This is a genomic window from Micromonospora sp. NPDC000668 (assembly GCF_042897975.1).
GTDB lineage: Bacteria > Actinomycetota > Actinomycetes > Mycobacteriales > Micromonosporaceae > Micromonospora.
On record NZ_JBIAYP010000004.1, the window covers coordinates 657,777 to 680,688 of the forward strand.

At 72.5% G+C, this 22,912-nt stretch carries 17 protein-coding genes; 5 read left to right on the forward strand and 12 right to left on the reverse strand.

Annotation, left to right across the window (positions count from 1 at the left end; genetic code table 11):
- Nucleotides 1-4: 4 nt before the first annotated feature.
- The 11 genes from ACFY29_RS23835 to pcaF all read right to left on the reverse strand — a co-directional run bounded on the left by ACFY29_RS23835 (nucleotide 5) and on the right by pcaF (nucleotide 12,732).
- A complete protein-coding gene (locus ACFY29_RS23835; protein WP_328424623.1) occupies nucleotides 5-556 on the reverse strand; it encodes a pyridoxamine 5'-phosphate oxidase family protein in 552 nt (183 codons plus the stop codon).
- Between the two features lie 71 nt (nucleotides 557-627).
- Complete coding sequence (locus ACFY29_RS23840) at nucleotides 628-1,386, reverse strand: gamma-glutamyl-gamma-aminobutyrate hydrolase family protein (protein WP_386989694.1); 759 nt, start codon at nucleotides 1,384-1,386, stop codon at nucleotides 628-630.
- The gene (locus ACFY29_RS23845; protein WP_328424619.1) at nucleotides 1,383-2,150 is read right to left on the reverse strand and encodes a 3-oxoacyl-ACP reductase; all 768 of its coding nucleotides are present in this window, start codon (nucleotides 2,148-2,150) and stop codon (nucleotides 1,383-1,385) included. The genes ACFY29_RS23840 and ACFY29_RS23845 overlap by 4 nt, the downstream gene beginning before the upstream one ends.
- Before the next feature lie 5 nt (nucleotides 2,151-2,155).
- Nucleotides 2,156-3,511 carry an aldehyde dehydrogenase family protein gene (locus tag ACFY29_RS23850; RefSeq protein WP_386989697.1) on the reverse strand — a complete coding sequence of 452 codons (1,356 nt, stop codon included), beginning with the start codon at nucleotides 3,509-3,511 and terminating at the stop codon, nucleotides 2,156-2,158.
- A 108-nt stretch (nucleotides 3,512-3,619) separates the two neighbouring features.
- Complete coding sequence (locus tag ACFY29_RS23855) at nucleotides 3,620-4,984, reverse strand: glutamine synthetase family protein (RefSeq protein WP_386989700.1); 1,365 nt, start codon at nucleotides 4,982-4,984, stop codon at nucleotides 3,620-3,622.
- 168 nt (nucleotides 4,985-5,152) lie between these two features.
- A complete protein-coding gene (locus tag ACFY29_RS23860) occupies nucleotides 5,153-6,739 on the reverse strand; it encodes an amino acid permease (RefSeq protein WP_386989703.1) in 1,587 nt (528 codons plus the stop codon).
- A gap of 300 nt (nucleotides 6,740-7,039) precedes the next feature.
- Nucleotides 7,040-7,786: an MBL fold metallo-hydrolase gene (locus ACFY29_RS23865; protein WP_386989706.1), complete on the reverse strand. Its 747-nt coding sequence runs from the start codon at nucleotides 7,784-7,786 to the stop codon at nucleotides 7,040-7,042.
- A 66-nt stretch (nucleotides 7,787-7,852) separates the two neighbouring features.
- The gene (locus ACFY29_RS23870) at nucleotides 7,853-8,353 is read right to left on the reverse strand and encodes a DUF456 domain-containing protein (RefSeq protein ID WP_386989708.1); all 501 of its coding nucleotides are present in this window, start codon (nucleotides 8,351-8,353) and stop codon (nucleotides 7,853-7,855) included.
- A gap of 40 nt (nucleotides 8,354-8,393) precedes the next feature.
- Nucleotides 8,394-10,559 (reverse strand): putative bifunctional diguanylate cyclase/phosphodiesterase, encoded by a 2,166-nt coding sequence (locus tag ACFY29_RS23875; RefSeq protein WP_386989711.1) that lies wholly within the window; start codon nucleotides 10,557-10,559, stop codon nucleotides 8,394-8,396.
- 4 nt (nucleotides 10,560-10,563) lie between these two features.
- Nucleotides 10,564-11,376, reverse strand: coding sequence for an SAM-dependent methyltransferase (locus ACFY29_RS23880; RefSeq protein ID WP_328424609.1), 813 nt, complete (start codon nucleotides 11,374-11,376; stop codon nucleotides 10,564-10,566).
- Between the two features lie 150 nt (nucleotides 11,377-11,526).
- Nucleotides 11,527-12,732 carry a 3-oxoadipyl-CoA thiolase gene (gene pcaF / locus ACFY29_RS23885; RefSeq protein WP_386989713.1) on the reverse strand — a complete coding sequence of 402 codons (1,206 nt, stop codon included), beginning with the start codon at nucleotides 12,730-12,732 and terminating at the stop codon, nucleotides 11,527-11,529.
- Nucleotides 12,733-12,838: 106 nt separating this feature from the next.
- On the opposite strand from pcaF, the gene ACFY29_RS23890 reads away from it, so the two are divergent.
- The 4 genes from ACFY29_RS23890 (at nucleotide 12,839) to ACFY29_RS23905 (ending at nucleotide 17,180) form a co-directional block, all read left to right on the forward strand.
- Nucleotides 12,839-13,804, forward strand: coding sequence for a glutathione S-transferase family protein (locus tag ACFY29_RS23890; protein ID WP_386989715.1), 966 nt, complete (start codon nucleotides 12,839-12,841; stop codon nucleotides 13,802-13,804).
- Nucleotides 13,797-14,513: a DUF998 domain-containing protein gene (locus ACFY29_RS23895; protein WP_386989717.1), complete on the forward strand. Its 717-nt coding sequence runs from the start codon at nucleotides 13,797-13,799 to the stop codon at nucleotides 14,511-14,513. Before ACFY29_RS23890 ends, ACFY29_RS23895 begins: the two co-directional genes overlap by 8 nt.
- 224 nt (nucleotides 14,514-14,737) lie before the next feature.
- Nucleotides 14,738-16,042, forward strand: a complete 1,305-nt coding sequence (locus ACFY29_RS23900; protein ID WP_386989936.1) for a dicarboxylate/amino acid:cation symporter — start codon at nucleotides 14,738-14,740, stop codon at nucleotides 16,040-16,042.
- Nucleotides 16,043-16,112: 70 nt separating this feature from the next.
- Entirely contained in the window at nucleotides 16,113-17,180 is a 1,068-nt protein-coding gene (locus ACFY29_RS23905) for an NADH:flavin oxidoreductase/NADH oxidase (protein ID WP_355611046.1), read from the forward strand.
- Between the two features lie 79 nt (nucleotides 17,181-17,259).
- Here the strand turns inward: ACFY29_RS23905 and ACFY29_RS23910 are convergent, their stop codons facing one another.
- Complete coding sequence (locus ACFY29_RS23910; RefSeq protein ID WP_386989720.1) at nucleotides 17,260-20,901, reverse strand: ATP-binding cassette domain-containing protein; 3,642 nt, start codon at nucleotides 20,899-20,901, stop codon at nucleotides 17,260-17,262.
- A gap of 1,259 nt (nucleotides 20,902-22,160) precedes the next feature.
- Here ACFY29_RS23910 and ACFY29_RS23915 point away from each other — a divergent pair.
- Nucleotides 22,161-22,718 carry a hypothetical protein gene (locus ACFY29_RS23915; protein ID WP_386989722.1) on the forward strand — a complete coding sequence of 186 codons (558 nt, stop codon included), beginning with the start codon at nucleotides 22,161-22,163 and terminating at the stop codon, nucleotides 22,716-22,718.
- Nucleotides 22,719-22,912 lie beyond the last annotated feature (194 nt).

The following is a 22,912-nucleotide window of genomic DNA, read 5'->3' on the forward strand; positions in this document are numbered from 1 at the left end:
CGGCTCAGAAGACCGGCAGCCCGTCGATACTCGCCGCGTTCTTGGTGGCCCGGTAGACCACCAGGTCGTCGGCGGTGCGGCGGGAGTGTGAGCTGAGCAACAGATCGCGTTCCGCGCGGTAGTCCATCAGTGGCACGGCATAGCCACACGAGTCGCTGACCCGGTCCACCTCGACGGTGATCACGGCCCGTACGGCGTGCACGTCCGGCGGCTCGGGAAACTCGGCGAGCCGGTCGGCGAAGGCGGCCTCGGTGACCGCGACGGTGCTGCCCCGGCCGTGCAGCCGGAGGATCTTCGGCGGCCCGTCGAAGGCGCAGAACATCAGCGTGATCCGGCCGTTGTCCCGCAGGTGGGCGATCGTCTCCGCGCCGCTGCCGTGGTAATCCAGGTAGGCCACCCGGTGCGGACCGAGAATCACGAACGTGCCCCGCATGCCCTTCGGCGAGACGTTGACGTGCCCCTCCGCGCCGGATGGCGCGGTGGCCACGAAGAAGACCGGCTGGGCTGCGATGAAGTCGCGCAGCCGACCGTCGATCGCCGGATACACCTTGCCCATGCGCTGATCCTCCCACCGGCCGCCGCTCCCGTCGGGGGCGACGTACGTCACACCCGCAGGTGGAACGCGCGTCACGGCGTTGGCGGCCTCGTGAGATCCACGCCACCGTCGCGGGCGGCGACCAGCGGGCCGGGCGGTCGCTGGCGGGCGGCCCGGACCAGCGCGGTGATCGGCCGCGGATCCGGCTCGTTCTCCGGATGCCACTGCACGCCCAGCACGAACGGCCGGCCCGGATCCTCGACCGCCTCGATCACCCCGTCCGCCGCCCAGCCGGTGACGGCGAGCCGCCCCGGGTCGGCAACCGCCTGGTGGTGGTACGAGTTGACCCGGCCCACCCCGGCCAGCACCGTCGCGGCCAGGCTGCCCGGCGCGAACCGCACCGGATGGGCACCGTAGACGCCGGGCGCCGGACGGTGTTCCTCGTGACCGACCACGTCCGGCAGGTGCTGGTGCAGGGTGCCGCCGTAGGCGACGGCGAGCAGTTGCATCCCCCGGCAGACACCCAGCACCGGCAGGTCGGCGGCGAGCGCGGCGGCCAGCAGGGTCAGCTCGCCGGTGTCCCGGTCCGGCCGGTCCTCGGTGCGCGGGTCGGGCGGTTGGCCGTACCGCCCCGGGCCGACGTCGGCGCCGCCGGCCAGCAGCAGCCCGTCGAGGACCGCCAGCACGTCGCCGTCCTCGTCGTCCGGCGGCAACACCACCGCCCGCCCGCCGGCGGCGCGCACCGCCCGCACGTACGCCTCCGGGACCAGCACGGCTGGCACGCCGCGCCAGGTCGCCCAGTCAGCGGGCTCGACGTACGCACTGATCCCGATCAGTGGCCGCCGCGTCATAGCGGTGTGACGTACGCGCCGGTGATGCCGCCGTCCACCACGAACTGCGCGGCGGTCATGAAGGAGGCGTCGTCGCTGGCCAGGAACGCCACCGCGGCGGCGATCTCCTCGGGTTGCCCGAACCGGCCCATCGGCACGTGCACCAGCCGGCGGGCGGCCCGCTCCGGGTCGGCGGCGAAGAGTTCCAGCAACAGCGGGGTGGCCACCGGGCCGGGGCAGAGCGCGTTGACCCGAATGCCCTCGCGGGCGAACTGCACGCCCAACTCCCGGGTCATCGCCAGCACCCCGCCCTTGCTCGCCGTGTACGCGATCTGGGACGTCGCCGCGCCCATCAGCGCCACGAACGACGCGGTGTTGATGATCGAGCCCTTGCCCTGGCGGCGCATGTGCGGGATCGCGTACTTGCAGCAGAGGTAGACGCTCGTGGTGTTGACCCGCAGCACCCGCTCCCAGGCATCCAGGCCGGTGTCCAGAATGGAGTCGTCGTCCGGTGGCGAGATGCCGGCGTTGTTGAACGCGATGTCGACCCGCCCGTGCCGGTCGGCCACCCCGTCGAACAGGTCACGCACCGCCGACTCGTCGGCGACGTCGGTGGCCACGAACTCGCCGCCGCACTCCTCGGCTGCCCGCTCGCCGGCCGCCACGTCGATGTCCACGCAGACCACCCGGGCACCCTCGGCGGCGAACCGCCGGACGGTGGCCAACCCGATCCCGCTGCCCGCTCCGGTGACCACGGCCACCCGGTCCTGCAACCGACCCTGCACAGGCGTCACTCCTCTGTCGCAATGAACACGTTCTTGACGTCGGTGAAGGCGTGCAGCGCGTCCGGACCGAGCTCCCGGCCCAGCCCGGAGCGCTTCATCCCACCGAACGGGGTCCAGTAGCGCACTGAGGAGTGCGAGTTGACGCTGAGGTTGCCCGAGTCGACGGCGCGGGCCATCCGGAGCGCGCGACCCACGTCCCGGGTCCAGATCGAGCCGGAGAGGCCGTACTCGGTGTCGTTGGCGAGCCGGATCGCGTCGGCCTCGTCGTCGAACGGAAGCACCGAGACCACCGGGCCGAAGATCTCCTCCCGCCAGTGCCGGTCGGCTGCCGAGTCGGCCAGCAGCACGGTCGGGGCGTGCCAGAAGCCGGGGCCGTCGGGGCAGGAGCCGGTGAACGCGACCCGCGCCCCAGCCAGGTAGCCGGCGACCCGGTCCCGCTGGCCGGCGGAGATCATTGGGCCCATCTCGGCGGTGTCCTGGGCCGGGTGTTCCACCCGCACCGCCCGCACGGCCGGTTCGAGCAGTGCCAGGAAACGGTCGTACACCGGGCGCTGGACCAGGATCCGGGACCGGGCGCAGCAGTCCTGGCCGGCGTTGTCGAAGACCGCGCCGGGCGCGGTCGCGGCGGCGCGTTCCAGGTCGGCGTCGGCGAACACGATGTTCGCGCTCTTGCCGCCCAGCTCCAGGGTGAGCCGCTTCACCTGGCCGGCGCAGCCGGCCATGATCCGGGTGCCCACCTCGGTCGACCCGGTGAAGCAGATCTTGCGGACCGCCGGGTGGCTGACGAACCGTTCCCCCACCACCGCGCCCTCGCCCGGGACGACGATGAACACGTCGTCGGGCAGGCCGGCCTCGCGGGCCAGCTCGGCCAGGCGCAGCGCGGTGAGCGGGGTCAGCTCGGCGGGCTTGAGCACCACGGTGTTGCCGGCCGCGAGGGCCGGAACGAACCCCCAGGCGGCGATCGGCATCGGGAAGTTCCACGGCACGATCACCCCGACCACGCCGAGCGGCTCGTGGAAGGTGACGTCCAGCCCGCCGGGCACCGGGATCTGCCGCCCGGTCAGCCGCTCCGGCGCTCCGGCGTAGTAGTCCAGCACGTCCCGGACGTTGCCGGCCTCCCACCGGGCGTTGCCGATGGTGTGCCCGGAGTTGCGGACCTCCAGCGCGGCCAGCTCGTCGAGGTGCGCGTCGACCACGGCGGCGAACCGCCGCAGCAGCCGTGCCCGGTCTCCCGGCGCCACCGCCCGCCACGCCTCGAACGCGATCGCGGCCCGCGAGATCGCCGCGTCAACCTCTGCCACCGAGGCCGCGGGCACGTCCCGAAACCCCTCCCCAGTAGCCGGATCCACCACCGTGGTCACGCCCCCACCCCCACACACCCGTCGATCATGGAGTTGTGGTGCCGCACACAAGCCGCGAGACATAGCATTCCGCCCACCACTAGTCCATGATCGACGCGGCGGGACTCGTCAGAGGCGTTCGAAGCCACGGGTCAACTCCCAGTCGGTGACGGCGGCGTCGAAGGCGGCGATCTCCACCCGGGCCTGGTTGGCGTAGTGGGCGACGACCTCGGCACCGAAGGCGTCGGCGGCCACGGTGGAGGACTCCCAGAGGGCCAGGGCGTCACGCAGGGTGCCTGGCACCCGCTCGGCCTCCGGATCGTCGTACGCGTTGCCGGTGCACTCCCGGCCCAGCTCCAGCTCCCCGTCGATGCCGTGCAGCGCGCCGGCGATCAGCCCGGCGATCGCCAGGTACGGGTTGACGTCGGCGCCGGGCACTCGGTTCTCGACCCGCATGCCCTGCCCGTGGCCGACCACCCGCAGCGCGCAGGTGCGGTTGTCCACTCCCCAGCGCAGCGCGGTCGGGGCGAACGACCCCGGCTGGTAGCGCTTGTAGGAGTTGATGTTCGGGGCGAAGAGCAGGCTGAACTCCCGCATGGTGGCCAGCAGCCCGGCGAGCACCCGCTGCCCGGTCTCCGACAGGTGCGCCGGCCCGTCACCGAGCATCGCCGAAGCCCCGGCGGCGTCCCGCAGGGAGAAGTGGATGTGGCAGGAGTTGCCCTCCCGCGCATTCGGCTTGGCCATGAAGGTGATCGCCATGCCCTCCTGGGCGGCGATCTCCTTGGCTCCGTTCTTGTAGATCACGTGGTGGTCGGCGCAGGCCACCGCCTCGTCGTACCGGAACGCGATCTCGTGCTGGCCGAGGTTGCACTCACCCTTGGCGCTTTCCGGGGTCAGCCCGGCGCCGGCCATCTCGGTGCGGATCCGACGCAGCAGCGGCTCGACCCGGGCGGTGCCGAGCAGCGAGTAGTCCACGTTGTACTGGTTGGCCGGGGTGAGGTCGCGGTAGCCGCGGCGCCAGGCGTCCTCGTACGAGTCACGGAACAGCACGAACTCCAGCTCGGTGCCGGCGTACGCGGTCAGCCCGTGCTCGGCCAGCCGGTCCAGCTGCCGGCGCAGGATCTGCCGGGGCGAGGCGATCACGTCACCGGAGCCGTCCAGCCAGGCCAGGTCGGCCAACAGCAGCGCGGAGCCGGGCTGCCAGGGCGTCCGGCGCAGCGTGCCGAAGTCCGGAACCATCGCGAAGTCGCCGTAGCCCCGCTCCCAGCTCGACATCGCGTACCCGTCGACGGTGTTCATGTCGACATCCACGGCGAGCAGGTAGTTGCAGCCCTCGCTGCCGTTGGCCACCACCTGGTCGAGGAAGTACGGAGCGTGGAACCGTTTGCCCTGCAACCGGCCCTGCATGTCGACCAGGGCCAGCACGACCGTGTCGATCTCACCCTCGGCGACGGCGACCCGCAGTTGTTCCAGCGTGAGCGGCGCTTTCCTCATTCGCGGGCCTCCATCACCAAGGTCTACCGGTCGAGCGGATCATCGTCAATGCCCGCTGCGGCCACCCCGGCAAACGGGATGGCTCGGGTGGATCGCCTGCGCACCGGCGGCAGGCTGAGGCCACGACCGCGTCCCGGTCCGCCTGTGCGGCGGACCGGGACGTCCGGGTCAGCCGGGCCCGTCGACCGGTGCCGGGTCGGGCGCCCGTGCCGGGTCCTCGACGGTACGCACGGGGCCGGTGAACCACTTCCTCGCTGAGGCGTACCACCAGACGGCGACCACCAGCAGCACCCCGCCCACGGCCAGCGGGGCGTAGTTCACGGCCGACCAGGTGAACCCGTCATTGCCGGGCACCCCGGTGGGCACGATCGGCAGCACGAAGTAGACCGCGATGACCGCGATCTCGATCACCGCGATCCAACCGAACAGCTTGTACTTCCGCCCGAGCGTCCACGGCCCTGGGATGAACCGGTCGCCCATCCGCAGCCGCAGCGCGATCGGGATGAGGAAGGACAGGTAGAGCCCGAGCACCGCGACGGAGACGACCGCGAAGAAGGCGATCGGGATGCCGGCGGAGCTTTCGTAGAGCGCCGGCAGGGTGAGGACCAGGCCGGCCAGGGTGGCGCCGATGATCGCGTTGGCCGGGGTGCCGTTGCGGTCCACCTTGGACCAGAGTCGCCAGCCGGGCACCGCCCGGTCGCGGCTGAACGCATACGCCATCCGGCTCATCGAGGTCACGCAGCTCATCCCGCAGAAGAACTGCCCAATGGTGGAGATGATGATGACGATCTTGAAAAAGACCGGGGTCAGCGCGGACTCGAAGATCGCGCCGGAGAAGCCCTGTTGAGCGTTGATCGCGTCCACGTCGGTGGCCGCGAAGAGGAACGCCAGCAGCAGGATCCAGCCGCCGATCGCCGAGTAGAAGATCGACTGCCAGAGCCCGCGGGCGGCGGCCTGCGAGGCGCCCCGGGTCTCCTCGGACACGTGCGCGCAGGCGTCGAAGCCGGTGATCGTGTACTGGGTGAGCAGGAAGCCCAGCGGCAACACGTAGAACCAGAAGATCAGCCCGCCACTGTCCCCGTCACCGAAGCCGGAGTTGTTGAACCGCTCGGTGAACACGAACTGGAAGCTCTGGTGGTTGTCCGGGACGAAGACCAGGATGGCCACCACGACGGCCGCGCCGGCCACGTGCCACCAGACCGAGACGTTCTGCAGGACGTCGATGATCCGGTGCCCGAAGATGTTGATCAGACCGTGCAGCGCCAGGATGATCACGAAGAGGATGAACGCCTGCCGCAGCGTGCCGGCCCAGCCGTCGAAGAGCGCCGACAGGGTGAGGTTGAGGAAGGTCGCGCAGCCGTAGTCGACCGAGGCGGTGACCGCGACCAGGCCGATCAGGTTCAACCAGCCGGTGAACCAGCCGTGCACCGGGCGGCCCATGGTCGCCGCCCACCAGTAGATCCCACCGGCGGTCGGGTACGCCGACACCAGCTCGGCCATGCAGAAGCCGATGATCAGAATGAAGAGCGAGATCAGCGGCCAGCCCCAGGAGATGGCGACCGGCCCGCCGTTGTTCCATGCCTGGCCGAAGGTGGTGAAACAGCCGGCCAGGATCGAGATGATCGAGAACGAGATGGCGAAGTTGGAGAAGCCACTCCACTTGCGGCGCAGCTCCTGCTTGTAGCCGAGTTCGGCGAGCCGTCGGGCGTCGTCGTCCATTGGTTGCTCGGCGGTTGGCACGGGGGTCGTTGCCACTGCACACCTCCCTGAGGTGGTTCCGCGTGCGAGTGGGCAAAGTGTCGTCCCGGCGATCAAGGCGGTCAATACGCAGTCGGTGGGAATCTCACCGCCGTCACGGCTAATTGCGTTGCCGCCCGGCCGGCCCTGGCGCATCCTTGACCTCGTGACCAGGCCCGTTCGCGACGGGTCCACCTCCGGGCGCTCGGACCGCCCGGCACCGCGGCGGCGCGGGGCACCCACCTCTCTCTCACGTACGGCCTGCTCCGTCGTACCCGACGGGTGTCCCCCGCCGCCGCCCCACAACGAGCCCTCACGTCAAGCGGGCAGGTCGACCACCAGGCCCGGTCGAGCCACGCTGACCGGACCGCGGTACGCCCGCCGCGCCGCCGCGACCGCCGCGTCGGGGTCCGTCCCCGGCCACAGGTGCGTCAGCAGGACCTCTCTGGTCCGTGCCGCACTGGCGTAGCGACCCACCTCGGCGGCGCTCGACAGGAATCCGACATGCCGGTCCGGGATCTCGTCGACGTACGTCGCCTCGGCGATCAGCAGGTCGGCGTCGCGGGCCAACTCGACCAACATCGGGCTCGGCCCGGTGTCCCCGGTGTAGGCCAGCACCGTCCCGCCAGCGGAGAAGCGGCCCCCCGCGTTAGGCACCCAGTGCGGTAGCGACCAGGTCCGCACGGTGAACGGACCGACGTCGAAGCCGTCGCCGGGGGTGAACTCGTGCAGTCGGTACGCCGTGTCGATGAGCCCTGACTCGTCGATCGCGAGCAGCGGCTCGAGGCTGCCGGTGGGCGCGTACACCGGCAGGGCCGGGGCGGACCGGTCTGGCAACACCCTTGCCCGCAGCAATGGCTGCAGGTCGGCGCAGTGGTCGGGATGGCCGTGGCTGACGTAGACCGCGTCGACCGCCGAGGCGTTCAGCCGGGTCAGCAGCGGTTGCAGGGTCGCGTAGCCAGGATCGATCAGCAGCCGAAAGCCCTGGTGCTCGACCACGAAGCCAGCACACCCCTGGCAGGCGGAAGGCCAGGCACCAAGACCGCCCAGCACCACGATGCGCACGGAGCCGACCCTAGCCGGCGAGGGTCCGCCGCACGGCCCCGAGCTCGTCCGACCGAGGGCCGCGGGTCACGTCAGTAGCAGGCCGGCCAGCCAGAGCGCGGCGATAACCAGGCCGGCGGCGAACTCGACCAGCATCGACAGACCAGCGGCCTTGACCGCCTGCTTGGTGGACGGCCAGGCCAGTCTGGAGTCACCGAGCCGCAGTCGCTCCGCCGCCCACACCCCGGCGACGAAGCCGAGCACCAGCCCCACGACCGGCACCACGAAGAACCCGACGATGCCGAGCACCCCACCGGCGAGCAGCGTGGACGTCGGCACACCGGTGCGTTTCAGGTTCCGTCCGGGCCACGCGTACTTGATCACGACTCCGGCCGCGGCGACCACCGTGGCGATGGCGAACACCGCCCAGCCACCCATGCCGGCGCCGCCGAAGATCGCCCAGACCAGCACCCCACCCCAGCACAGCGGCAGCGCCGGCAGGCCGGGAACCACCACGCCGGCCAGCCCGGCCACGATGGCGAGCGCGGCCACCACCGTCACCACCGTCTGCGAGTCCGTGAGGCTCACGCCGCCCTCTTCCGTCGCCACCGACGGACGGGTCCCCGGCTCACGCCGCCGCCCCGCCGCCCAGCCGGGCGGTGATCGCCTCGGCCGGGGCCGGCGCGCCGAAGTACCGCCCCTGCCCGGTGTCACAGCGCAGTGCCCGCAGCCGTTCCGCCTGCACCCCGGTCTCCACTGCCTCGGCGGTGACCCACAGCTCCAGCGCGTGCGCCAGCCGGACCAGCGCGTCGACGATCCGCTCGTCGCGGTGGTCGGCCGCGATGTCCGTTCCGTCGGCGCGGATGCCCTCGACGAACGGCCCGGCCAGCTTCAGACAGTGGATCGGCAACCGTCGCAGGTACGCCAGGTTGGAGTACCCGGTGCCGAAATCGTCCACCGCCAGCCGGATGCCCAGCGCGGCGAGCCGGTGCAGGCTGCGCAGCGGTTCACCGGCGCTGCCCATCACGGCGCTCTCGGTCAGCTCCAACTGGAGCAGCTCCGCCGGCAACCCGCTGGTGCGCAGCACGTCGGCCACGGTCTCCACGATCGCCGGGTCGTCGGCCTGTCGGGCGGCCAGGTTGACGCTGACCACCAGCCGGGCGTCGGGGAACTCCCGCCGCCACCGCTCGGCGTCGCGGCAGGCCCGCCGCAGCACCCACTCACCGAGCCGCACGATGAGGCCGGTCTCCTCGGCCAGGCCGATGAACCGGTCCGGCCCGATCAGACCCAGCTCCGGGTGCTGCCAGCGGACCAGCGCCTCCACCGCGAGCATGCTGCCCTCCAGCAGCGACACGATCGGCTGGTAGTGCAGCACGAACTCGCCCCGGTCCAGTGCCGCCGGCAGCCCGGCGACCAGCGCCGACCGGGCGAGGTCCCGGGCGCTGCGCTCCGGGTCGTAGACCGCCCACCGGCCCCGGCCCGCCGCCTTGGCCCAGTAGAGCGTGGTGTCCGCGGCCTTCATCAGCTCCGAGGCGGTGGTCTCCCCGGCCGGGCACTCCACGATGCCCACGCTGGCTGAGACGGCCAGCTGCTGGTCGTCGACGTGCACGGGGGCGGCGACGGCGGCCAACGCGGCCTCCGCCACGGCCACCGCGTCGTCGATGTCGTCTCCGCCGTCGACCAGGATGACGAACTCGTCGCCGCCCATCCGGGCGACCAGGTGGCCGTGGTCGGCAACGCACTCGGCCAGCCGCCGGCCGATCATCACCAACAGCCGGTCACCGAAGTCGTGGCCGAGGCTGTCGTTGATCGCCTTGAAGCCGTCCAGGTCGAGGAAGCACACGCCGATCCGCTGCCCGGGCCGGGCGGTGTCGAGGAACCTGCCCAACGTCTCGAAGAACAGCGTCCGGTTGGGCAGCCCGGTCAGTGGGTCGTGCAACGCCTGGAAGCGCAGCCGCTGCTGGAGCTCGTACCGCTGGGTGATGTCCTCGATCATCGCGACGGTGAACCGGGGCCGGCCGTCGTCGTACCGGATCAGCGAGACGGCCAGATCCGTCCAGACCACGCTGCCGTCCTTGCGGTGGTAGCGCTTCTCCACCCGCACCGAGTCCTGCTTGCCCTCGATCAGCTCCTGGTACAGCTCCCACATCCCGACGGCGTCGTCCGCGTGGAACAGCGCCGCCACGTTGATCTCGCGTAGCTCCTCGGCCGAATAGCCGAGCATGTCGGCGAACGCCTGGTTGACGTCGATGATCTGGCCGTCCACGCCGGCGATGCCGATCCCGATCGCGGCGCCGGTGAAGACCGCCCGGAACCGCGCCTCGCTGTCGCGCAGCGCCTGCTCCACCTCGTCACGCGCCTGCCAGGCCGACCGGGCGATCCGCTCCTGCTGGGTGAAGGTGCGGTCGCGCAGCGCCCGGGCGAACCCGGCGGCCAGCCCGCCCTGCATCGCCGCGATCCGTTCGGTCAGATCCACCGGCCGGTCGTCGGCGGCCAGCACACGGCGGGGAAAGTCGTCACCGAGGGCGCGCAACGACCACTCGAGGGCGCCAGGCTCGGTGAGGTGCGCCTCCACCAGTGCCCGCCCGATCTCCTCGGCGGGCCGGGCGGAGAACGGCTCGGCCAGCACCGCCTGGGCCATCCGAACCGTGTGCACCAGCAGCAGCCGCTCGGTCTCGGCCGCGCTGAGCGGCACGAAACCGAGGCGGCGTACCGCGCGGGCCCAGTCGGCGGCGTAGCCCTGGGCATCGGCACGGCCGACGTCGACCCCGACGGGATCCGGGACGGCGGCCACCGGATCAGCCGGCGGGCTGGTCGTACCGGGCGACCGCCCCGAAGGCGCCGAACCGCTCCGGGTGCTCGTCCACATCCGACGGTGAGTCGGGGCGCCACAGCGGCATGTGCACCACGCCCGGTTCGAGGACCGTCCAGTCGCCGAAGAAGCCGGTGACCTGCGCGCGGGACCGCAACGTGATCTCGGTGTCCGTCCGCGCGGAGAGCCGCTGGGCGTCCAGCATCTCCTGCGGTTGGTCCTCAAAGGTGGAGTGCGAGATGACCAGGAAGCTGCCGGGCGCGGCGGCGGCCCGCAGGGTGGCCAGGATGTCCTCGGGCCGGTCGGCGTCCGGGATGAAGTGCACCACCCCGGCCAGCAGGATGCCCATCGGTCGACTGAAGTCGATCAGCCCGAGCTGCCGGGTCTCGGCGAGGATCCGCTCTGGCTCCCGCAGGTCGGAGTGGATCACCCCGGTCAGCTCGTTGCCGGCGAGCAGTTCCCGGCTGTGCGCGACGGCCACCGGGTCGATGTCGACGTAGACCACGCGGGCCTTGGGGTTCGCCCCCTGGGCCACCTCGTGCACGTTGCCCACGGTGGGAATTCCGGAGCCGATGTCGAGGAACTGGTCGATGCCGGCATCGAGCAACGCCCGGACGGCACGGCGCAGGAACTCCCGGCCGGAGCGCATGGTGGCGGCGAGGTTCGGGGTCATGCTGGCGATCTGCTCGGCCAACTGCCGATCGATCTCGAAGTTGTGCGCCCCGCCCAGGAAATAGTCGTACACCCGGGCCGCGCTCGGCCTGGTCAGATCGATCTCGGTCGGCAGTCCGTCCGGCATCAGCGTGCTCCCCAGTTCATCGCCGCGGCGCGGGACGGCACCGGCGTCGGCGTGCCCGCGCCCCCCGGCCGACCCACGGGTCGTGTGGTGTGGACCACTCTAGGCCGCTGACTCCCGCGTTCGGGAGATCCCTTCACGCTCTTTCCGCGCTCAGGCGGCCGACTCCAGCAGCAGCGAGATGCCCTGCCCGACCCCGATGCACATGGTGGCCAGTGCCCGGCGGCCACCGCGACGGCGCAGCTCCAGCGCGGCGGTCAACGCCAGCCGGGCCCCGCTGGCACCCAACGGGTGCCCCAGCGCGATGGCGCCGCCGTTCGGGTTGACGTGCTCGGCGTCCACCGGCAGCCCCAGCTCGCGCAGCACCGCCACCGACTGCGCGGCGAACGCCTCGTTCAGCTCGATCACGTCCACCGCGCCCAGCTCGACGCCGACCCGGTCGAGCAGCTTGCGGGTGGCCGGCACCGGCCCGATCCCCATGATCCGGGGCGGCACGCCGGCCGCCGCCGCACCACCGATGCGGGCCAGCGGGGTGAGGCCGTAGCGGGCCACCGCGGCCTCACTGGCCACCAGCAGCGCGACCGCGCCGTCGTTGACGCCCGACGAGTTACCGGCGGTCACCGTGCCGCCCTCCCGGAACGGGGTGGGCAACGCGGCCAGCTTCTCCAGCGAGGTCTCGCGGGGGTGCTCATCGACCTCGACCAGCCGGGTCTCCCGCCGGCCGGCCGGCACGGAGACCGGCACGATCTCCTCGGCGAACCGGCCGTCGGCCTGCGCCTTGGCGGCGCGCTGCTGCGAGCGGTACGCGAACGCGTCCTGCTCGGCCCGGCCGACGCCGTACTCGGCGGCCACGTTCTCCGCCGTCTCCGGCATCGAGTCGACCCCCCAGCCGTCCCGCATCAGCGGGTTGACCAGCCGCCAGCCCAGGGTGGTGTCGTACACCTCCGCCGAGCGGGAGTACGCCGAGGTCGCCTTCGGCATGACGAACGGCGCCCGGCTCATGCTCTCCACCCCGCCCGCGACCACCAGCTCCGCCTCCCCGGCCACGATGGACCGGGCGGCGGTGGCGAGGGCGTCCAGCCCGGAGCCGCAGAGCCGGTTGACCGTGCTGCCCGGTACCTGCTCGGGCAGGCCGGCCAGCAGCGCCGCCATCCGGGCCACGTTGCGGTTGTCCTCGCCGGCCTGGTTGGCGCAGCCGAGCACGACGTCGTCCACCCGGGCCCAGTCCACCGACGGGTGGCGGGCGACCAACTCGCGGATCACGTGCGCGGCCAGGTCGTCGGGGCGGACGCCGGCCAGCGCGCCGGCGTACCGGCCGATCGGGGTACGGACACCGGCCACCAGGTATGCCACGGTCATCGCGAGTCCTTCGGGGGTGGAGACGGCGGGGGTGGAGGCACCCGCTGGGGTCTTGCGGGCTACCGAGCGCCAGGATATCCGCGCCGACACCGGATAGGTTGACGGCATGGCCCGGGCCCAGTTCAGCGCAGAGACCAGCGGCGGTGGCGCGTTCGTCCGTCAACCCAACCGGTTCACTGGCCGGGTCACCCCGGACTCGACCTCCCCGCCCGGCGGCGGCCCCGACGAGCAGGACCGCTGGCCGCTGGAGGCTGGCCGCTACCGGCTGATCTGGTGCCGCGCCTGCCCGTGGGCGCACCGCGCCCGGATCGTGCGCGGTCTGCTCGGGCTGGACGACGCGATCTCGCTGGGCACCGTCGACCCGATCCGGGACGAGCGGGGCTGGGCGTTCGCCCTCGACCCGGACGGCTTCGACCCGGTCCTCGGCGTCAGCTTCCTCTCCGAGGCGTACCTGGCCACCGACCCGGACTACACCGGCCGGGTGACCGTGCCGGCGCTGGTCGACACGCTGACCGGCCGGGTGGTCACCAACGACTACCCGCAGCTCACCCTCGACTTCTCCACCGAGTGGCGGCGGTTGCACGCCCCGGACGCGCCGGACCTGTACCCGATCGAGCTGCGCCCCGAGATGAACGCGCTGATGGCCGAGATCCACACCGACGTCAACAACGGCGTGTACCGGTGCGGGTTCGCCACCTCCCAGGAGGCGTACGACGAGGCGTTCCAGGCGCTGTTCGCCCGGCTGGACGCGCTCTCCGAGCGGCTGGCCGGGCAGCGCTACCTGATGGGCGACGCGATCACCGAGGCCGATGTGCGGCTGTTCACCACGCTGGTCCGCTTCGACACCGCGTACCACGGACACTTCAAGTGCAACCGGCACAAGTTGACCGAAATGCCGGTGCTCTGGGCGTACGCCCGGGACTTGTTCCAGACCCCGGGCTTCGGCGAGACGGTGGACTTCGACCACATCAAGCGGCACTACTACGGCACCCACCGGGAGATCAACCCGAGCGCCATCGTGCCGCTCGGGCCCGACCAGTCCGGCTGGACCACGCCGCACGGGCGTGGCTGAGCCGGGTCGGCCCGGCACCACGACCGCGCCCGCCGTCCACGCGGACGTCGCGCGCCGGGTCGCCGCGTCGGCCGCCGCCGGCTGCGCGCTGGCCGGCGCGGTCGCGGTGACGGTCGCCGTGGTCGCCGGTCCCGGTCCGGGGCTCACCGGGTACGTCAGCGAGGCGGGCATCGCCGGCAGCGGCCACGCCGCGACGTACCGGATCGGGGTCCTCGCACTGGCCGGCGCGCTCCTGCTGCTCGCCGCCGCGCTGCCTGCCGAGGTGCGGGCCGCGCCAGCACTGCCCCCCTGGGTGCGGGCGGCGCCGGCGCTCCTCGCCGGGGCGCGGGCGGCACCGGCACTGCTCGCCGTCAGTGCCGTGTGCACCGCCGTGTCCGGGGCGGTGACCTGCTCCGCCGGCTGTCCGCTGCCGCCGTTCGAGCGAGCCACGGTGGCGGACCTGGTGCATGGCGGAGCGAGCATCGCGGCGACCGCGGCGGTGGTCCTCGCGATGGTCGCGCTCGCCCTGGCCGGCCCGGCCGGCCGGGCGGTACGTTGGCTGGCCGGCGGGGCGGCCGCGCTGGCCCTGCCGCTCTGCGCCACGGTGGGGCTGGCCATGCTCCTCGTCGGTCGGGGCGAGGTGGTGGGCGTGCTGGAACGGCTGATCCTGGCGCTCGCGGTGCTGTGGGGCCTGGCCACCGCCACCGTGCTGGCCCTGGCCCGCCGCTGAGCACGCATCGGCGGCGACTGTAAGGAGCCTCACGATCAACGGTCCTTCCACCCAGGAGAAGGACCGGCGTAACGTTGGTCGGCGATGACCAATGTCTGGGGCCTCACCGTCCGCCTGTACGTCGATCTCCGACTGCAGGCCAGCGGCGTCTGTCCGGCGTAGCCGCACTCTCCCGCCTACCCCGCCCGGACCAGACAATTGGACAGACCCACATGCCTTTCGGCCTGCGCAAAATTCCCTTCTCCGTGCAGATCCTGCTCGGCCTCGTGCTCGGCGTGGCGCTCGGCTTCCTGGCCCGCACCAACGACCTGAGCTGGCTGACCAGCACCCTGCACACCGTCGGCGGCCTCTTCATCCAGCTGCTCAAGCTGGCCGTGCCGCCCCTGGTCTTCACCGCCATCGTGGTCAGCGTGGTCAGCCTGCGCGGCGTGGCCAACGCCGCCCGGCTCGCGTTGAAGACCCTGCTGTGGTTCGGCATCACCGCGCTGATCGCGGTGGGCATCGGCATCGGCCTCGGCCTGCTCACCAACCCGGGCAAGGGCGTGACCCTCGACCTGGGTGGCGCGGCACCGCCGAAGAACACCGGCTCCTGGACCGACTTCCTCACCGGCATCGTGCCCACCAACCCGATCGGCGCATTCGTCGAGGGCAACGTCCTGCAGATCGTCTTCCTCGCCCTCGTGGTCGGTGCGGCGGCGCTGCTGGTCGGCGAGGCCGCCGAGCCGTTCGTGGCGCTGAACCGCTCGCTGTTGGAGATCGTCCAGAAGGCGCTCTGGTGGGTCATCCGACTCGCCCCGATCGGCACCCTCGGCCTGATCGGCAACGCCGTCGCCTCGTACGGCTGGGACCTGCTGGCCCCGCTGGCCAAGTTCACCACCGCCGTCTACGTCGGCTGCGCCATCGTGCTGTTCGTGGTCTACCCGCTGGTGCTGATCCTCGCCGGCCGGCTCAACCCGCTGCGCTTCTTCGCCGGCGCCTGGCCGGCGATCGAGCTGGCCTTCGTGTCCCGCTCCTCGGTGGGCACCATGCCGGTGACCCAGCGCTCCGTCGAGCGGCTCGGCGTGCCCCGCGAGTACGCCTCGTTCGCGGTGCCGTTCGGCGCCACCACGAAGATGGACGGCTGCGCCGCGATCTACCCGGCACTCGCCGCGATCTTCGTGGCCCAGGTGTTCGGCGTGGACCTCGGCATCACCGACTACCTGCTGATCGCCTTCGTCTCGGTGGTCGGCTCGGCGGCCACCGCCGGCCTGACCGGCGCGATCGTGATGCTCACCCTCACCCTGAGCACGCTGGGCCTGCCGCTGGCCGGCGCCGGCCTGCTGCTGGCCATCGACCCGATCCTCGACATGATCCGGACCGCCACCAACGTGGCCGGGCAGGCCCTGGTGCCGACCATCGTCGCCGCCCGCGAGGGCACCCTCGACCGGGCCGCGTACGAATCCGCCGGCCGGCGGGACCTGACCGACCCGGAGCCGGTCGCGGACACCCGGCCCGACCGGCAGGACGAGCTCAGCCCCGTCCCCGCCTGACCAGTTCGCACCACCAGCGACGGGCCTCTCATCCGAGGGGCCCGTCGTCGGTTCTTGAGAGGATGACGAGATGAGCTCCCTGTTCACGCCGCTGACCCTGCGCGCGGTGACGCTGCCCAACCGGATCGCCATGGCGCCGATGTGCCAGTACTCCGCCGGCCCGGACGGTCTGCCCACCGACTGGCACCTGATCCACCTCGGCACGCGCGCGGTCGGCGGGGTCGGGCTGGTGCTGACCGAAGCGACCGCCGTGCTGCCCGAGGGCCGGATCAGCCCGCAGGACACCGGGCTGTGGTCCGACGCGCATGTCGACGCGTGGCGGCCGGTGACCGCGTTCGTCGCCGGCCAGGGCGCGGTGCCCGCCGTGCAGCTCGCGCACGCCGGATTCAAGGCCTCCACCTACCGACCGTGGGCCCAGACCCGCGGCGGCGTGCCGGACGCCGAGGGCGGCTGGACGCCGGTCGGTCCCGGGGCGGAGCCGTTCGTCGCCAACTACCGGGTGCCGACCGCCCTCGACGCAGCCGGGATCGCCGGCGTGGTCGAGGCCTTCGCCACCGCCGCCGGGCGGGCGCTGGACGCCGGCTTCGCCGCCGTGGAGATCCACGCCGCGCACGGCTACCTGCTCCACGAGTTCCTCTCGCCGCTGACCAACCACCGCACCGACTCCTACGGTGGTGACCGGGCCGGCCGCATGCGGCTCACCCTGGAGGTGGCCCGCGCGGTACGCGCGACGGTCGGCGAGACCGTGCCGGTGCTCACCCGGATCTCCGCCACCGACTGGGTCGAGGGCGGCTGGACGGCCGAGGACAGCGTCGTGCTCGCCGCCGAGCTGGCCGGCGCCGGCGTGGACCTCGTCGACGCCTCCTCCGGCGGCGCACATCCGGACGCGCGCGTCCCGCTGGGCCCTGGCTACCAGGTGCCGCTGGCCGCCCGGATCCGCCGCGAGGCCGGCGTACCGACCGGTGCCGTCGGCCTGATCGTCGAGCCGGAGCACGCCGAGCAGATCGTCGCCGGTGGCGAGGCCGACCTGGTGCTGCTCGGCCGGGAGCTGCTGCGCGACCCGTACTGGCCACGCCGCGCCGCCGCCAAGCTCGGCGTCACGTACACCGGGCCCGCCCAGTACGCCCGCGCCGCCTGACTCCTGCCGGTGGGGCGGCTGCCGCACCCGCTGACCTGCGCCGGTGGGGCGGCTGCCGTGCCGGGCGGCCGCCCCACCGTCAGCCAGCCAGGTGCGACCAGTCGCCCTCCAGGTCCCGCCAGGTCCCCTGGGCTGCCACCGTGCCGCCGAGCAGCACCACCACGTGGTCGGCGCGGACCAACGCGGCGCGCTTCGCGGTCGAGCCGACCACGGTCACCCCGTGCGCGCGCAGCGCCTGCCACAGCGCCAGCTCGGTGGTGACGTCCAGCGCCGACGACACGTCGTCGGCGACCAGCAGCTCGGTACGCGGCGCCAGCGCCCGGGCCAGCGCCAGCCGTTGCAGCTGGCCGCCGGAGAGCCGGGTGCCCTTGTGCCCGATGAGCAGGCCCAGCCCACCGCCGGCAGCGGCCAGGTCGTGGTCGAGCTGGGCGGTGGTGACCGCCCCGGCCGCGTCCACCTGGTGGCCGAGCGCGATGTTGTCGGCCACCGTGCCGGAGAGCACCCGGGGCAACTGGCCGACGTAGCCGACCTGGTTGGGGCGCAGGAACAACTCCGGCTCGGTGACCGGGTCGCCGTTCCAGGACAGCTCACCGGTGTGGTGCACGATCCCGGCCAACGCCCGCAACAGCGACGACTTGCCCGAGCCGACCGGCCCGACGACCAGCACCAGCTGCCCGCGCTGCACGGCCAGGTCCACATCCCGGACGGCGACCGTGCCGTCGGAGTGCACCACCCCGAAGCCGCGCAGCTCCAGCCGGCGCAGCGGATGCCGGGGCGGCATACTCGGCGCGGGCGCCGTCCCGGCGGCCAGATCGACCGCGGGCACCCCCGCGGAGTACGCGTTCACCCCGGTCATCGCCACCGTGCGTCGGGTCCAGACCCTCGCAGAGGGCAGCTGGGAGATCAACGACGCCGTCGTCCAGGCGAACCAGCGGGCCGCGCCCAGGGTGGAGACGGCCACCAGCACCGCCCCGGCGGAGAGTCCGCCGTTCAGGTAGAGCGCCCACGCGCCGATCGGCAACAGCCCGCTGGCGACCGACGGCGTGGAGCGCGACCACACCTGCACCGAGATCTCCCGCCGCTGCCGGTCGCTGCGCACCACATCCAGGTCCGCAAGGTGACGTAGCACCGCCGCGGTCGCGCCGGCGAGCTTCACCGTCCGCGCCGCGGAGAGCGTGGAGACCAGCGCGGTGGCGAAGGCAGCCCGCGCCGCCACCGTCGCCCGGGCGGCACGCTCGAGCTTCGGCCCGAACAGCGTCGCGGCCAGCCCGGAGACGACCATCGTGCCGAGGAAGAACAGCCCCGGTACGACGCTGCCGGTGACCGCCGTCATGGCGACCACCAGGACCAGCGCGACGGCCTGGTCCAGCACGTTGTCGGCGAGCTGGACCACCCGTTCAGTGTCGCCGCCCTGTGCCACCACCTCGGCCGGGGTGTGCGAGCTGACCCGGCGCGGCCCGGTCTGGCCGTGCACCAGGCGCAGGCCGATCCGCAACATCTGCCGCACCCACCACTGGGGGAACCAGACGTGGGTGTAGTACGGCAGCGGCAGGGTGACCAGCAGCCCGGCCGCGATCCCCACCGCCGGCAGGTACGGGTTGCCGGTCCCGTCGACCACGTCGGCCCAGAGCCACGGCAGCACCGGGCCGTCCAGCCCCAGCAGGCTGAGCCCGAGGAACAGCCCGATCGCGGCCAGCCCGTACCGGGGATCGTTGGTACAGAGTCGGAAGATCTCCCGCAGCGTCCGAGCCGGCGGTACGGGCGGCAGTGGCGGCGGGTCGGCACGGGTCGGCCCGACCGGCCCAGTCGGCTCGACCAGCCCAATCGGCGCGCTCGTTCCGACCGGCCCGATCGGCGCACTCGGCTCGACCGGCCCAACCGGCCCGGCCGGCGTGCTCGTTCCAACCGGCCCGACCGGCGTGCTCGTTCCGACCGGCTCGGTCGGTGCGCTCGCCGGCTCGCTCGGCCAAGCGTTGGCCGGGTCGGGGCCGACCAGCAGGTCGGTGCCGGCGCCGGCGCGGCCGGCCGGCGCCGCTGCGGCGTACGCGGCGGCGTGACTGGTCGCCAGCAGCTCGGCGAAGCGTGTCGACGTCTCCAGCGGGCCGGCCTCGACCACCGCGCCGTCGGCCAGCACCACGACCTCGTCGCAACGGCGCACCGAGGAGAGTCGGTGGGCGATGACGATCCCGATCCGGTCGAGCAGCAGTCGTTCGGTGGCCCGCTGCACCCGCGCCTCGGTGACTGGGTCCAGCCGCGCGGTGGCCTCGTCGAGGATCACCACATGCGGGTCACGGACCAGGATCCGGGCGAACGCCACCAACTGCTCCTGACCGGCGGAGAGCACGTGCCCGCCCTCCCCCAGCCGGGTCGCCAACCCGTCCGGAAGTTCGGCGATCCAGCCGGCCAGGCCCAGCTCGTTCAGCGCTCGGGCTGCGGCGTCGAGCAGCTCCGGGTCGAAGAGTGCGACGTTCTCGGCGAGCGTGCCGGCCAGGATCTCGGTGCGCTGCGGCACCAGTGCCACCCAGCGGCGCAACTGCTCGACGTCGAGGTCGCACAGGTCGGTGCCGCCGAGGAAGACCGTTCCCGGCGGCACGTCGACAGCCCTGGTGAGCACCTTCGCCAGAGTCGACTTGCCCGAACCGGTCCGCCCGATCAGCGCGTACGAGCGCCCGCGCGCGAAGGTGAGACTGAGCCCGCGCAGCGCCGCCCCCCGGCCGCTCTCCGGGCCGCTCACCTGGTACCCGAACGTCAGCTCGCGGATACGCAGGTCACCCTCGGTCGGGCTGGCCCCGCCGACGGGCTCCTGTCGGGCCTTCTGGAGCAACTGCACCCGGGCCCACGCGCCGAGAGCCTCCTGGATCTCCGGCACCATCCGGCTGACGTGTTCCGCGGTGGCCCCGAAGGCCAGGGCGAGCAGCCAGATGGCGGTGAGCCGGGCAGCGTCGACCCGGTCGGTGGTCAACGCCCAGGCCCCGCCGAGCACCACCACGCCGATGCCAGCCCGGATCGTCGCGGTGGCGGCCGTGGCCACCCGCGCGGACAACACCCAGACCAGGTGGCCCCGGGACAGCACGGCAGCGGCCCGCCGGGCGTACAGCCGCAGTACGTACGGCCGGGCCAGGCTGGTCCGTACGTCGTCCTGGCCGTGCACCGCCTCCTCCATCACGGCGGCCAGGTCCGACCATGCCTCCTCCTCGGCCATCCGGGCCGGACCGATCCGCGCCGTGGGTCGGCGCAGTCCGACCGCGAGCACCACCGTGAGCAGCAGCATCGCGATCCCGGCCGGCCACCACACGACCAGCGCGACGACCATCGACAACAGGCCGACGCAGAGGCCCTGGGCGAGCCGGGTGCCCTGGTTACGGACCGCCGACGCGACCTGGTAGACGTCCCCGTCGATGCGGTCGAGCAGCTCGCCCACCGGGGTGGTCTCCAGGGTGGGCAGGTCCTGCCCGAGGGCGACGCGGCAGAGCCGGCGGCGCACGTCGGCGGACCAGTCGGCGGTCAGGCCGGCCATCAGCAGGCTCACCGCGAGGTCGCTGAGCACCACGGCGACCAGCGCCGCAGCCAGCACGGCGAAGAAGCCGGCCGAGCGGTGCACCAGCACCGCGCCGGCCAGCGCCGACGCGCCCGCCTGACCGGCGGCGCCGAGCACGATCAGGACGGCCACGATCGTCATCCGACGTGTCGAGGTGCCCCACAGATCACGGAGCAGGCGCATTGGTGTCCCTCCGGACGTGGGTGGCGGCGAACCCAGCGTGCCGGTACGGAACCGGTCAACTCAACCGATTTACCGTCTCTGAGCAGGGCTTCCGGTCCAGTCAACCGGTCCGAACTCGCGATCTGTGGAACCTGTGGTCCCGGTCATCATCGGGCATCCACGCCGTCCGGTTTCCGTGCTCGGCCGGTGCGGGACTGACCGGGTGGGCGGGCTTCCGGGCCACGTCCGTGCGGGATGCGGTGGGACGTGGGACTGCCGTGGTACGCGCGCCGCCGCCGCTTCTCGCGCTCGACCCAGGCGACCCCTTCTCCGGGCGGTCAGGCTTGACCCCCGCGCCGGGCAGGGCGGGCCCCAGACCTGTCGGCGATCACCGTCGCGTCGATGGTCGCCGTCTGTCCCGATCGCCCTGAACGCGGCCCCAGCCCCCAGCCCCAGCCCTCGTCTCCCGGTCGGTCGCTGTTGTTGGCGTGATACCTGTGAGGCATAAATATGCCTGTGAGGTATCACCGGTGTTGTCGACTCCGGGCCGGGTCGCGAGGTTTCGGGGTGATCGACTCGGTGTCGGCGATGTCGCGGTATCCCGCCGCGGGGATGCCCCAATGTCGGCGATCTGGAGTTGACCATGGCCAGCCGGCCGCGTCTGGCGCCGGGGGCGGTGGTCGAGCGCGCGTCGAATGTCCGGCTGACGGTGGGACCGATGGCCGAGCGCGTCGAATGTCCGGCTGTGACGGGAGCGGTTGTCGAGTGCGTCGAATGTCCGGCTGACGCCGGGAGCGGTGGGCGCTCCGGGCATCGAATGTCCGTTATCGGGGGTCTCTGGGGTGTGACCGGCTGCACCCGTCGGCCGGAATGGGGGCCGGCCCGGGGTCGTTATATACCCTGACGATCGCAGTACCACGGCCCGCCGCCCCGACCCCCCCGGGGTTGGAATGCCAGGCCTGGCCCGGTCGTTGCAGATCCCCTGAACGACCGCACCAGGCACCCGCTCGACCCGGTGCCAATGCCGGAATGACCTCGGCCCGCCGGTCGTTGCAGATCCCCTGAACGACCGCCCCAGCGCCCCGCTCCACCGGGTGCCGACGGATGGGCCAGGCCCGGAATGATGTCGGCCCGGCGGTCGTTACACACCCGGCGCCACGAGCCCCCCGCTTGTAGGCCGCCGAAAAGACTTTGTTGTTAGCGCCGGACGAGGTGCTCGCACCCGGTAACGCCGATCCCCCGGTCGGCTGGGTGTTTACCCCCGTGAAGGAGCTACCCCCATGAACACGATCATGCGTAAGAGTGTGCTGTCCGTTGCTGGTCTGGCCTTCGCCGGTGGTGTCTTCGCCGGTCCGATCGCCGCCCACGCCGCCACCCCCGTCGACACCAAGCCCGCCGCCGTCGCCGTGCAGACGGTCTCGCCGCAGGGTGAGCAGTCGCGCATCGACTTGAACGGTGAGCAGACCGCCAACGTGAAGGCGATCATCGCCGCGACGAAGAAGGCTGGTCTGCCGGAGCGCGCCGCGGTCATCTCGATCGCGACGAGCCTGCAGGAGTCGAAGCTGGAGAACCTCGGCCACCTCGGCGACATGAACGACCACGACTCGCTGGGCCTGTTCCAGCAGCGGCCGAGCTCGGGTTGGGGCACGCCGGAGCAGATCACCGACCCTGAGTACTCGACCACCGCGTTCCTCAAGGGCCTGAAGCAGGTCGACGGGTGGCAGGACATGCCGCTGACCGACGCCGCGCAGACGGTGCAGGTGTCGGCCTACCCGGACGCCTACGCCCAGTGGGAGAAGCAGGCCACCGACCTGGTCGGCCAGTACTGGAACAGCTGACCCACAACACCACCGCACCACCGCGTGACCCGACCGCTGGCCGGCACCCCCAACCCGGGGTGCCGGCCAGCGGCATCTCCACGTCACGACGAATCTTGGACAGTTTCCGTTACCCGCTAACGGAAACTGTCCAAGATCTGCCGGGCCGGGCCGGGCCGAGGGCAGGCCGGGGGCGGAGTCGGGCCAGGCAGGCC

Coding starts and splice junctions, on each gene's coding strand:
- ACFY29_RS23905 (WP_355611046.1), top strand. CDS start 16,113: ATGAGCTCCCTGTTCACGCCGCTGACCCTGCGCGCGGTGACGCTGCCC.
- ACFY29_RS23890 (WP_386989715.1), top strand. CDS start 12,839: ATGGCCCGGGCCCAGTTCAGCGCAGAGACCAGCGGCGGTGGCGCGTTC.
- ACFY29_RS23910 (WP_386989720.1), bottom strand. CDS start 20,901: ATGCGCCTGCTCCGTGATCTGTGGGGCACCTCGACACGTCGGATGACG.
- ACFY29_RS23840 (WP_386989694.1), bottom strand. CDS start 1,386: ATGACGCGGCGGCCACTGATCGGGATCAGTGCGTACGTCGAGCCCGCT.
- ACFY29_RS23835 (WP_328424623.1), bottom strand. CDS start 556: ATGGGCAAGGTGTATCCGGCGATCGACGGTCGGCTGCGCGACTTCATC.
- ACFY29_RS23915 (WP_386989722.1), top strand. CDS start 22,161: ATGAACACGATCATGCGTAAGAGTGTGCTGTCCGTTGCTGGTCTGGCC.
- ACFY29_RS23855 (WP_386989700.1), bottom strand. CDS start 4,984: ATGAGGAAAGCGCCGCTCACGCTGGAACAACTGCGGGTCGCCGTCGCC.
- ACFY29_RS23880 (WP_328424609.1), bottom strand. CDS start 11,376: ATGCCGGACGGACTGCCGACCGAGATCGATCTGACCAGGCCGAGCGCG.
- pcaF (WP_386989713.1), bottom strand. CDS start 12,732: ATGACCGTGGCATACCTGGTGGCCGGTGTCCGTACCCCGATCGGCCGG.